11 protein-coding genes are annotated in these 11593 nt (G+C 45.2%); 9 read left to right on the top strand and 2 right to left on the bottom strand.

Features of this window, described 5'->3' with window-relative positions; genetic code table 11:
• The first annotated feature begins 23 nt into the window (after positions 1-23).
• From ACIG3F_RS12695 to ACIG3F_RS12710, 4 genes are all read left to right on the top strand, one after another.
• Positions 24-1283: a D-amino acid dehydrogenase gene (locus tag ACIG3F_RS12695; protein WP_213686930.1), complete on the top strand. Its 1260-nt coding sequence runs from the start codon at positions 24-26 to the stop codon at positions 1281-1283.
• A 34-nt stretch (positions 1284-1317) separates the two neighbouring features.
• Positions 1318-2430, top strand: coding sequence for an alanine racemase (gene alr / locus ACIG3F_RS12700; RefSeq protein WP_191112328.1), 1113 nt, complete (start codon positions 1318-1320; stop codon positions 2428-2430).
• Positions 2431-2478: 48 nt separating this feature from the next.
• Complete coding sequence (locus tag ACIG3F_RS12705) at positions 2479-2844, top strand: RidA family protein (protein ID WP_004646105.1); 366 nt, start codon at positions 2479-2481, stop codon at positions 2842-2844.
• Between the two features lie 169 nt (positions 2845-3013).
• Positions 3014-4441, top strand: coding sequence for an amino acid permease (locus tag ACIG3F_RS12710; RefSeq protein ID WP_004279236.1), 1428 nt, complete (start codon positions 3014-3016; stop codon positions 4439-4441).
• Positions 4442-4497: 56 nt separating this feature from the next.
• Here the strand turns inward: ACIG3F_RS12710 and ACIG3F_RS12715 are convergent, their stop codons facing one another.
• Together ACIG3F_RS12715 and ACIG3F_RS12720 are read right to left on the bottom strand one after the other, a co-directional pair.
• Positions 4498-4950 (bottom strand): CopD family protein, encoded by a 453-nt coding sequence (locus ACIG3F_RS12715; protein ID WP_153567169.1) that lies wholly within the window; start codon positions 4948-4950, stop codon positions 4498-4500.
• A 23-nt stretch (positions 4951-4973) separates the two neighbouring features.
• Positions 4974-6203, bottom strand: a complete 1230-nt coding sequence (locus tag ACIG3F_RS12720; protein ID WP_004730606.1) for a beta-ketoacyl synthase N-terminal-like domain-containing protein — start codon at positions 6201-6203, stop codon at positions 4974-4976.
• 273 nt (positions 6204-6476) lie between these two features.
• On the opposite strand from ACIG3F_RS12720, the gene ACIG3F_RS12725 reads away from it, so the two are divergent.
• The 5 genes from ACIG3F_RS12725 to ACIG3F_RS12745 all read left to right on the top strand — a co-directional run.
• Positions 6477-7961, top strand: a complete 1485-nt coding sequence (locus tag ACIG3F_RS12725) for an EcsC family protein (RefSeq protein ID WP_396470210.1) — start codon at positions 6477-6479, stop codon at positions 7959-7961.
• A 156-nt stretch (positions 7962-8117) separates the two neighbouring features.
• Positions 8118-8492, top strand: a complete 375-nt coding sequence (gene rpsL, locus ACIG3F_RS12730; protein ID WP_002050319.1) for a 30S ribosomal protein S12 — start codon at positions 8118-8120, stop codon at positions 8490-8492.
• Positions 8493-8672: 180 nt separating this feature from the next.
• Positions 8673-9143: a 30S ribosomal protein S7 gene (rpsG, locus tag ACIG3F_RS12735; protein WP_004279240.1), complete on the top strand. Its 471-nt coding sequence runs from the start codon at positions 8673-8675 to the stop codon at positions 9141-9143.
• Positions 9144-9271: 128 nt separating this feature from the next.
• Entirely contained in the window at positions 9272-11407 is a 2136-nt protein-coding gene (fusA, locus tag ACIG3F_RS12740; protein WP_071851492.1) for an elongation factor G, read from the top strand.
• A gap of 92 nt (positions 11408-11499) precedes the next feature.
• Positions 11500-11593: GTP-binding protein (locus tag ACIG3F_RS12745; RefSeq protein ID WP_017397055.1), on the top strand; the 94-nt coding region annotated here is incomplete at its 3' end.

Here is an 11593-nt window from a genome sequence, read left to right on the forward strand (position 1 = left end):
AAAGATGTTTGAGGGTTAAGGTAATGCGCGTATTAGTTTTGGGTAGTGGTGTGATTGGTGTGGCAAGCGCTTACTATCTGGCGCAGCAGGGAGCAACCGTGACTGTGCTGGATCGTCAGGCAGGTCCGGCGCAAGAAACCAGCTTCGGTAATGCTGGGCAGATTTCTCCAGGATACTCGACCCCTTGGGCCGCACCAGGTATTCCGTTTAAGGCGGTCAAATGGATGTTCCAGCATCATGCACCGTTGGCGATTAATGTCGATGGCAGCTTGTGGCAATTGCAGTGGATGGCACAAATGCTGAAAAACTGTAATGCCCAGCATTATGCAGTCAATAAAGAACGGATGGTGCGTGTGGCTGAATACAGCCGTGACTGTTTGCGTAATTTGCGCCGGGATATTGGCATCTCTTATGAGAACCGCGCGAAAGGTACTTTGCAGATTTTCCGTAAAGATGCGCAGCTGGATGCGGTTCAGCGCGATATCGAGGTTCTGAAAGAAACTGGAGTTGAATTTGAACTGTTGGACCGCGATGGGCTGGCGCGTGTAGAACCAGCATTGGCACAGGCAAAAGACAAACTGGTGGGTGGTCTGCATTTACCGAATGATGAAACAGGTGACTGCTATCTGTTTACCAATGCCCTAGCAGAACATGCCAAAGGGATGGGTGTAGAGTTCAAGTTCAATCAAAACGTTGAAAAACTGATTGTAGAAGGTGATCAGATCAAAGGTGTTCTGGTGAATGGTCAGGTGCTCACGGCAGATAAATATGTGCTGGCCTTTGGTAGTTATTCACGTGATTTCCTTAAACCGCTTGAACTGAATTTACCGGTATATCCGGTGAAAGGTTATTCATTAACCATTCCTATTCTAGATCCAGCCTTCGCTCCGCAATCTACCGTGCTGGATGAAACCTATAAAATTGCAATCACCCGTTTCGACCAGCGCATCCGCGTAGGGGGAATGGCTGAACTGAGCGGTTTTAACTTGGGTCTGAATGAAGACCGTCGTGGCACGTTGGAAATGGTGACCCGTGATTTATTCCCGGGGGGTGACATGAATCAGGCCAGCTTTTGGACAGGCCTGCGTCCAATGACCCCGGACAGTACGCCAATTATTGGGAAAACCCGTTTTAAAAACCTGTTCCTGAATACTGGACATGGCACGCTGGGCTGGACCATGGCCTGCGGTTCAGGGAAATTAATCAGCGATCTGGTCTTGGCCCGTGATCCTGAAATCAGCACCGAAGGTCTGTCATTGGCGCGCTATCACCACGCGGCTTAGAGCCATCTGAGGCGGAATATTCAAGGAGGAATGTATGCCACGTCCGATTACTGCAATTATCCATCAACAGGCGCTTGCGCATAATTTAAGTGTGGCGCGCCAATGTATGCCCAATAGTCAGGTATTTGCCGTGGTCAAGGCCAATGCCTATGGGCACGGGATTGAACGTGTCTATGCTGGACTTGAAGGTGCAGACGGTTTTGCCTTTCTGGATATTGAAGAGGGCGCGCGGCTACGTGCGCTGGGATGCAAGAAGCCGCTAATGTTGCTCGAAGGTATTTTCGCTTTTGAGGATTTATTTGCATGTGTGAAGCATGAAATGAGCTTTGCCATTCATTCCCGACATCAAGTGCAATGGCTGAAACAGTTTGCCGAAATAGCGCCGGATGCACAGTTTGATGTGTATTTGAAAATGAACAGCGGCATGAACCGTCTGGGTTTCGAGCCGCAGCAATATGCAGAGATCTGGCAGGAGCTGCAACAGCTGAACACTGTCCGTTCCATTACCCATATGACCCATTTCTCCGATGCGGATGGCCAGCGTTTTGGCGTGGACGGGATTCAGTATCAAAACCTGATTTTTAGCCAGTCCATTCAGGGGCTTGAAGGTAAAATCTCGCTCAGTAATAGCGCAGCCATTCTGCGGCATCATCAAACCCTTCATTCCGATATTGTACGTAGCGGCATCATGCTGTATGGCAGTTCACCAGATTATCCAACCCACACGATTCAAGACTGGAATCTGCAACCGAGCATGAGCTTGCGCAGTGAAATTATCGCCATTCAGATGATCCAGACAGGTGAGAGCATTGGCTATGGTTCCAAATTTATCGCCACGCAGAATATGCGGATCGGGATTGTGGCCTGTGGTTATGCGGATGGTTATCAACGGTTATCGGCGACCGGTACGCCCGTGCTGGTCGATTCAATCAAAACACAGACATTGGGTCGAATCAGTATGGATATGCTGGCGGTAGATCTGACTGCGCTGCCGCAGGCGAATGTGGGGAGTGAAGTGGTACTTTGGGGACGATCTTCCCAAGGTGTGGCTTTGCCGATTGATGAGGTGGCGGCCAGTTCAGGCACGATTGGCTATGAGCTGATGTGTGCGGTGACCGCCCGGGTTCATTTCCAGATTGACGCTTAAATTTTTAATTTAAATTTTATTTAAATATCCCAAATAAGGAAGATTAGCATGACACAGGACAATACAGCCATTCAGCGACTCAACAGCAATCAAATCATGAGTGCGGTGACGATTCATCATCAAACTGTGTATCTATCAGGTCAGGTGCCAAATAGCACGGATCTGGATGTACGCGGCCAAACACTGGAAGTCTTTGCAAAAATTGAAGAATTGCTTGCACTGGCAAATACCGATAAAAGCCAGCTGCTTTCTGCACAATTATTTGTCAAGCATCTGGATGATTTTCAAACCGTGAATCAGCTTTGGGTGGAATGGTTACAAGGACATGGTACGCCGGCACGTGCTACGATTCAGGCAGATTTGGTCAATCCGGACTGGCTGATTGAAATTGCAGTCATTGCAGCTCAAGCTTAATTGAATTTTTGATATTGAAATCTCCCATGCAATGATTTAAGTCGTTTTAGTGCAGTAAATCTCACTGAACAGCGCAGTAAAAAGTATGAAAATATCATAATAAGCGTTCGAGGACTGAACGTTGTAAATTCAGCTTGATGCTGTTGTAAAGATTAAAAAGGATGTAAAAATGAAAACCACCCCGGGCACAGAAGACGTAAAATCGTCGCCGCATGAGTTGCAACGAAAACTCTCTAACCGACATTTGCAGTTAATCGCCATTGGTGGCTGTATCGGTACTGGCCTGTTTATGGGATCGGGAAAAACCATCTCCCTGGCAGGCCCTTCAATTTTGATCATTTATATGATCATTGGTGGCATGTTCTTCTTCCTGATGCGTGCGTTGGGTGAAATGCTGTTGTCCAATCTGCATTACAAATCTTTTATTGATATGGCCCATGACCTGATCGGGCCGGGTGCTGGCTATTATATTGGCTGGTCGTACTGGCTGGGTTGGGTGCTGGTAGGGATTGCCGATCTCGCGGCGATTATTAACTATTTGAGTTTCTGGCTGCCCGAAGGCATGGCCTTTACCCCGATGGGGCAGGCGATGATTAGTATTGGCTGTGTGCTGTTTATTCTCGCGATTAACCTAGTCACGGTAAAACTGTTTGGTGAGATTGAATTCTGGTTTGCGCTAATCAAGATTTTAGCCATTCTCGGTTTGATCTTTGTCGGTGGCTATATGGTGTTTAGCGGTTTTCAGGCACCGAGTGGCGCTGTCGCCAGCTTTAGTAATGTCTGGGCACATGGTGGCTTATTTCCCAAAGGCTTTACCGGTTTTCTAGCAGGTTTCCAGATTGCCATGTTTGCCTTTGTCGGGGTGGAACTGCTCGGCACAATGGCGGCAGAAACCAAAGATCCGGAAAAGAACTTACCCAAAGCGGTCAACGCTATTCCTACGCGGATCATTCTGTTCTATGTATTGTCATTGCTGATGATCATGTCGGTCACACCGTGGCATCTGATTCCTGCGGATCAAAGTCCTTTTGTGAGTTTGTTCCTGTATGCCGGTATTCCAACTTCAGCCATTATCATGAACCTGGTGGTGTTGTCGTCAGTGATGTCCTCTATGAACAGTGGCGTATTCTCGACCAGCCGTATGTTGTTTGGTCTGGCACGTGACGGACAAGCACCTCAAGCTTTGGCGCGGTTATCTAGCAGAGCTGTACCAGCCACAGGGTTATTTTTCTCCTGTGCTTTTATTATGTTGGGGGCAGCATTTCAGTATTTTGTGCCAAACACCATGGAAGCCTTTACTCTGGCGAGTTCGCTGTGTGTGATCCTGTTTATTAGTATCTGGAGCATCATTATGGTGTGCTATATCCGTTACCGTAAGCAGCAACCGCAAAAGCATGCCGCCTCGACCTTTAAAATGCCGGGTGGGGTATGGATGTCTTATGTGGTATTGGCATTCCTGTTATTCGCCTTGATTATTCTAAGCTTGGAACCTGATACTCTAAAAGCTCTGATGATCAGTCCTTTATGGTTGATTATTCTGGCAGTGACCTATCGTTTGCTGTATAAGCCGCGTATGCGTCAGCGTGGTAATCCTTAAATATTCAGACATAAAAAATCCCCGACTGATCGGGGATTTTTTATTTAGCAGGTGAATTAGAAAGTAGGTTTAACCACGACTAAAATCACCACTGCAAATAAGATCAGGGTTGGCATCTCATTAAAATAACGCCAAAACTTGTGTGACTTGTAATGTGCATTATCAATCAGCTTCTTGCGGTAATAACCACACACCAGATGGTAAATCACCAATAAGCCGACCAGGCCGACTTTAAGGTAAAACCATAAGGCTTCATGATAGTGACGCGTTGCATCACCCCAATCCACCAGAAAGTGCGCCGTAATCAAGGTAGCCAACATGGCTGGCCACATGATGCCACGGTACAGCTTGCGTTCCATGACTTCAAAGCGTCGATGGCTCACAGCATCTTCGCTCATGGCATGATAAACATATAACCGTGGCAAGTAGAACAAAGCCGCGAACCAGCAAACCACCGCAATAATATGTAATGCTTTTACCCACAAGAAAGCATCAGAAGGAGCATCCATCAAGTCACCCTAAACTGGGCAGCTTAGCCTTCCCATTTTTTGAAAATGAGACAAGCATTTACGCCGCCGAAACCGAAACTGTTACTCATCACAGTATTCAATTTTGCGTCACGTTTTTCAAGCACGATATCAAACGGTTTCGCGCCTTCATCCAGCTCGGTCACGTTGATGTTTGGCGCAATAAAGTCATTTTGCATCATCAGAACCGAATAAATCGCTTCCTGAACACCAGCAGCACCCAGACTGTGACCCGTCATTGATTTGGTTGAGCTTAATGGAGGAACCTGACCTTCACCGAAAGCACGTTCCATTGCTTTAAGTTCTGTGATGTCACCCGCTGGAGTAGAAGTACCATGTGTGTTTACATAGTCAATTTTATCGACACCGTGTTGTTTTGCTTCTTCTAAAGCCATCAGTACGCAACGTGTTGCACCTTCACCAGATGGTGCAACCATATCAGCACCATCACTGTTTGCAGCATAACCAACCACTTCAGCTAAGATATTTGCACCACGCGCTTGCGCATGTTCCAAAGACTCAAGGATCACAAAACCGCCACCACCGGCAATCACGAAACCATCACGGTCTGCAGAATAAGGGCGTGATGCTGTTTCAGGGCTGTCATTGTATTTAGAGCAAAGTGCGCCCATCGCATCAAACAACAAGCTTTGTGACCAGTGATCTTCTTCACCGCCACCCGCCAACATTAAATCTTGCTTGCCGAGTTGAATCAGGTTGTAGGCATAACCAATGGCATCTGCAGAGGTTGCACATGCACTGGTAATGGTATGCGCCACGCCTTGTAATTTGAATGCAACGCCAACGTTTGCTGTAATCGTGTTGGTCATATTACGTGGTACAAAGAAAGGACCGACTTTACGCGCACCTTTGGTTTGCAATAATTCGTTCATTTCAATAACAGAAGCAGTTGAACCACCACCTGAACCACCCGCGATACCATAGCGTGGATTGCCAGCTAGATCTTCAACCTTTAAACCTGCATGTTCAACTGCAGCAAGAGCTGAGTTATATGCATACATCGCACATACGCCCATAAAGCGTTTCAGTTTGCGGTCGATCCCATCAAAATCCTGCTCGGCTGCAGCACTGACATGACTTTTGAAATTGAGTTCAGCATAAGTCGGATTAAAACGTGTTCCTGAAATCCCGTTTTGTAAAGAATGGTTTACATCCTCTAATGTATTACCAATACATGAGTTAATACCCATGCCAGTGATGACAACACGTTTCATCTACAGATCCTTATAGTTTGCTCTATGCGCAGCGGCAGATATCTGGGTTTTAAAATCGCCCAATCCAGCGCTTAGCCTTATTTCATGATGGGGAACATGATAGCAGAAAGACTTTTGAAATCTTATGGCAAATGTTATGCCGTGTGACAGTCGGTTGAGTTTGTGAGTCGGCGTGTAGGGGTTTTACTAAATGAAACAGAATAAAGTTGAGATAAACGCTGACTACACCTAGTATTTATACCAAATACAAGCACATGAATGCTGAGGTAAAAAATGGTAAATGCTAATAATAAACAATCTAATGGTCTGATTTCGAATGCCTTTGGAGTGGCGAAAAAGTTCAGTTCAACCGGATTGGATTTATTGAATCATGTTGCGCCGGATTCGGTGACTAAAGCGCTGAAGCTTTCCAGCTCCGATCAGGTGATTGATGGTTCGGCGAAGACGAAAAGCGCTTTTTCAGCTAAAAAATATGATAATCCTCAGCAAATGCTTCGCGAGCATCTTCCAAATGTATCGCGCCAACTTCTCGGACGCCGTTTTAATACCGTGAATAATGTCGCGCATTTTGTTTCGCCCGATCTGACCGAAAAAGTATCTAACTACTTTTATGACCGTCTGAATCAATTCAGTAATCAAACCAGTTCGGTTGATGCCATTCTGAATGAGGCGGGTGCGAAAGATTTAGAGGAACTGACTCAGGACGTCGATCGATCCAAGCGAATTTCACAGGCTTTGGGTGAACAAAACAAATGGATTGCAACGGTGCAGGGTGCAGTGAGTGGTGCTTCGGGGATGCTTGGCACCGCGATTGATATTCCTGCTTCTTTAATGATGGCATTGCGTACCATTTATCAAGTCGGTCGCTCTTATGGTTTTGACCTGAGCAAAGAAGATGATCAGGAAATCGTCCAGCATATCTTTAGACAGATTGACCTGAGCCTGATTGCAGAAAAGCAAACCTTGTTATTAGGTTTAAAAGCTTTAAGTAATACGCTTAAAACTCATGATATCTCGCAGCTACAAGCCATGCTAGGTTCTGATAATGATGTCAGCGCCATCAAGCAATGGCTGAGTCGTCATGAGGGAGAGGCTAAATGGGAATGGATGAATCATCTGCCAAAAATTTCGATTCTGGAGCGATTAACCAAACTGACACCTCTGGCGAGTGCAGGTATTGGTGCAGTATATAGCCATCGTTTTGTCGAGGATGTAAATCAGAAAGCTCAGGAAGCATTCTCGCATGCACGCCAATACCTGATTCAGCATCAGGATTCGCAATTGTCTCCTTATGCTGCCTATGAAAAAGCAGTCAGTTTGTTGCAACAGGCAACTCCAAAACTCTTAAATGGTGCCTCTCACGAAGTTGAGCCTGCGAAAGATAAGCCGATCATGGATAAAGATATTATGATTGAAGGCAATAACACGATTACCCAAGTCAAGCTGGTCAAAAAAGAACAGAATGATCTAAGCTCTGAAGAAGCAGAAATGAAGAAAGATGAAAAGGTGAGTGAAGGGCTGGAGGCGCTCAACGATGAGTTGGTTGAACCTGCGGCAGACAAGCAGTCGCAACAACCGGCTTTAACCAAAACTTCATTTGATCCGGAAATCGAAGCTGAACTGCATCCAGAAGCTGCTGACGAGGCAGAAGCTGCTACAGAGACTTCACAGCAGGGTGTAGACGATCAAGAAAATTCGAAAACTGAATCTGAAGCTCAAGATGTGACTAAAAAAGTCAGTAAAAATTCAAAAAAATAAGCGAATTTTGAAGGTAAATAAAAGCAGGCAAATGTCGTGAGAAACGGTATTTGCTTGGCTTGAGTAGGTTGACCAATTTTGCATCTTGAATTACAATTGCATGCCCTCAAAAAGTAGTAGTTTTTTGGGGCTTTTTATTAACGGGAGAATTGCCAAATGGCAACAACAAATCAGTTGATCCGCAAGGGTCGTACGACTTTAGTTGAAAAATCTAAAGTTCCTGCGTTGAAGGCTTGTCCACAGCGCCGTGGTGTTTGTACACGTGTTTACACAACTACACCTAAAAAACCTAACTCAGCAATGCGTAAAGTTTGCCGTGTTCGCTTAACTTCAGGTTTCGAAGTTTCTAGCTACATCGGTGGTGAAGGCCATAACCTACAAGAGCACAGTGTTGTTCTTATCCGTGGTGGTCGTGTTAAAGACTTACCAGGTGTACGTTACCATACCGTTCGTGGTTCTTTAGACTGTGCTGGTGTTAAAGATCGTAACCAGTCTCGTTCTAAATACGGTACTAAACGTCCTAAGAAATAATTCGTTAAGAATTAAATTTTAAGAACGTAGAACCGCAATCCTTTATCGTCTCGCTTGTCTGATTTCTGCATTAATTTTGTGAAAATTCCAAGCGACGTATAGTAAGGCCAGCGAGTAGTACATGACACTTTGTACTCATGCTGGATAAACCTGAAGTGTCATCTTTATAGGTAGTTTAAAATGCCAAGACGTCGCGTAGTCGCTGCTCGTGAAATCCTTCCGGATCCTAAGTTCAGCAGCCAAACAATCGCTAAATTCATGAACCACGTAATGCAAGATGGTAAAAAATCTATTGCTGAAAGTATCGTTTACGGTGCTTTAGACCGCGTTCAAGAAAAATCTAAAGTAGACCCAGTTGAATTTTTCGAGACTACTCTTGAAAAAGTTCGTCCTATGGTCGAAGTAAAAGCACGCCGTGTTGGTGGTGCTACATACCAAGTTCCTATGGAAGTACGCCCATCCCGTCGTACTGCTCTAGCGATGCGTTGGTTAGTAGATGCTGCTGCTAAGCGTTCTGAAAAAACTATGGCTTTACGTCTTGCTGGCGAGTTGCTTGATGCATCTGAAGGCAAAGGCGCTGCGGTTAAGAAACGTGAAGATGTGCACCGTATGGCTGAAGCCAACAAAGCATTCTCTCACTACCGTTTCTAAGCAGATAAAACAGGCCCTATTCAGGAGGGTGATAAGACCGTCATGGTTCTGTCACCAAAGCGCTTTAAGTTGCTATGCAGCTTAAAGCGTCCTGTTTTAAACAACAAAATTTAGGAATGCAAGAAATCATGGCACGTCAAACCCCAATTTCTCGTTACCGTAATATTGGTATTTCTGCGCACATTGATGCTGGTAAAACCACGACTACAGAACGTATTTTGTTCTACACAGGTGTATCTCACAAAATCGGTGAAGTGCATGATGGTGCAGCAACAATGGACTGGATGGAACAGGAGCAGGAACGTGGTATTACCATTACTTCTGCTGCGACAACTACATTCTGGTCAGGTATGTCTAAGCAATTCCCTGAACACCGTATCAACGTAATTGATACCCCGGGACACGTTGACTTCACGATCGAAGTTGAGCGTTCTATGCGTGTTCTTGACGGTGCATGTATGGTTTACTGTGCTGTAGGTGGTGTTCAGCCGCAGTCAGAAACTGTATGGCGTCAAGCGAACAAATACCAAGTACCTCGTTTAGCATTCGTGAACAAGATGGACCGTACAGGTGCAAACTTCTTCCGTGTTGTTGAGCAAATGAAAACTCGTTTAGGCGCTTCTCCAGTGCCAATCGTTGTACCAATCGGCGCTGAAGAAAACTTCCAAGGCGTTATCGACTTAATCGAAATGAAAGCGATCATTTGGGATGAAGCATCTCAAGGTATGCAGTTCGAATATGGCGAGATTCCAGCTGAGCTAGTTGATACTGCTACTGAATGGCGTACTAACATGGTGGAAGCGGCTGCAGAAGCTTCTGAAGAACTCATGGACAAGTACTTGGAAGAAGGCGATCTTTCTAAAGAAGATATCATTGCTGGTCTACGTGTCCAAACTTTGGCTTGTCAAATTCAACCGATGCTTTGTGGTACAGCATTCAAAAACAAAGGTGTTCAACGTATGTTGGATGCTGTAATTGAATTCTTGCCGTCGCCTACAGAAGTTAAAGCGATCGAAGGTGTTCTTGACGATAAAGCTGAAACTAAAGCGATTCGTGAAGCATCTGACGAAGCTCCGTTCTCCGCACTTGCGTTCAAAATTATGAACGACAAGTTCGTGGGTAACTTGACATTCGTACGTGTTTATTCTGGTGTACTTAAACAAGGTGACTCTGTTTATAACCCAGTGAAAGCTAAGCGTGAACGTATCGGCCGTATCGTGCAAATGCACGCGAACGATCGTCAAGACGTTGAAGAAATTCGTGCGGGTGACATCGCGGCATGTGTAGGTCTTAAAGATGTAACTACAGGTGATACACTTTGTGATGAGAAAAATGTCATCACACTTGAGCGTATGGAATTCCCAGAGCCAGTAATTGCATTGGCTGTTGAACCAAAAACTAAAGCTGACCAAGAAAAAATGTCAATCGCTTTAGGGCGTTTAGCTAAGGAAGATCCATCATTCCGCGTTCGTACAGACGAAGAATCAGGTCAAACGATTATTGCTGGTATGGGTGAGCTTCACCTTGACATCATTGTTGACCGTATGAAGCGTGAATTCGGTGTTGAAGCTAACATTGGTAAGCCAATGGTTTCTTACCGTGAAACGATCAAAAAGTCTGTTGAGCAAGAAGGTAAATTCGTACGTCAAACAGGTGGTAAAGGTAAATTCGGTCACGTATATGTACGTTTAGAACCGATGGATCCTGAGTCTGAAAAAGATTACGAATTCGTTGAAGAAGTTGTAGGTGGTGTTGTACCTAAAGAATTCTTCGGCGCGGTTGACAAAGGTATTCAAGAACGTATGAAGAATGGCGTTTTGGCTGGCTACCCAGTAGTTGGCATTAAAGCGACATTGTTTGATGGTTCTTACCATGACGTCGACTCTGACGAATTGTCGTTCAAAATGGCGGGTTCTTATGCCTTCCGTGATGGTTTCATGAAAGCGGATCCTATCCTTCTTGAACCGATCATGAAAGTTGAAGTAGAAACTCCAGAAGACTACATGGGCGATATCATGGGTGACTTAAACCGTCGTCGTGGTATGGTTCAGGGTATGGACGATCTTCCTGGTGGTACTAAAGCCATTCGTGCTGAAGTTCCATTGGCTGAGATGTTTGGTTACGCAACTTCTATGCGTTCTATGTCTCAAGGTCGTGCGACTTACTCTATGGAATTTGCTAAATATGCTGAAACTCCACGTAACGTGGCTGAAGGCATCATTTCTAAGTTCCAATCTGGCGGTAAAAAAGGTGACGACGAGTAATCTTTCGATTACTATAAGCCCAAACTAATTCATAGTTAAACCCAAGTGCTCATGCAGTGATCCTGCATGAGTAGTTTAAAAAGGAAGATCTCATGGCTAAGGCTAAGTTTGAACGTAATAAGCCACACGTTAACGTGGGCACAATTGGTCACGTTGACCATGGTAAAACAACTTTAACAGCTGCAA

Origin of the sequence: Acinetobacter sp. NPDC052428, from assembly GCF_044547685.1 — a bacterium.
Taxonomy (GTDB): Bacteria; Pseudomonadota; Gammaproteobacteria; order Pseudomonadales; family Moraxellaceae; genus Acinetobacter; species Acinetobacter lwoffii_G.

What these genes read in the sequence shown, in the direction of transcription:
- ACIG3F_RS12715 (WP_153567169.1), bottom strand. Translation starts at nt 4,950, where the DNA reads ATGGATGCTCCTTCTGATGCTTTCTTGTGGGTAAAAGCATTACATATT.
- rpsG (WP_004279240.1), top strand. Translation starts at nt 8,673, where the DNA reads ATGCCAAGACGTCGCGTAGTCGCTGCTCGTGAAATCCTTCCGGATCCT.
- fusA (WP_071851492.1), top strand. Translation starts at nt 9,272, where the DNA reads ATGGCACGTCAAACCCCAATTTCTCGTTACCGTAATATTGGTATTTCT.
- ACIG3F_RS12695 (WP_213686930.1), top strand. Translation starts at nt 24, where the DNA reads ATGCGCGTATTAGTTTTGGGTAGTGGTGTGATTGGTGTGGCAAGCGCT.
- rpsL (WP_002050319.1), top strand. Translation starts at nt 8,118, where the DNA reads ATGGCAACAACAAATCAGTTGATCCGCAAGGGTCGTACGACTTTAGTT.
- ACIG3F_RS12725 (WP_396470210.1), top strand. Translation starts at nt 6,477, where the DNA reads ATGGTAAATGCTAATAATAAACAATCTAATGGTCTGATTTCGAATGCC.
- ACIG3F_RS12720 (WP_004730606.1), bottom strand. Translation starts at nt 6,203, where the DNA reads ATGAAACGTGTTGTCATCACTGGCATGGGTATTAACTCATGTATTGGT.
- alr (WP_191112328.1), top strand. Translation starts at nt 1,318, where the DNA reads ATGCCACGTCCGATTACTGCAATTATCCATCAACAGGCGCTTGCGCAT.
- ACIG3F_RS12710 (WP_004279236.1), top strand. Translation starts at nt 3,014, where the DNA reads ATGAAAACCACCCCGGGCACAGAAGACGTAAAATCGTCGCCGCATGAG.
- ACIG3F_RS12705 (WP_004646105.1), top strand. Translation starts at nt 2,479, where the DNA reads ATGACACAGGACAATACAGCCATTCAGCGACTCAACAGCAATCAAATC.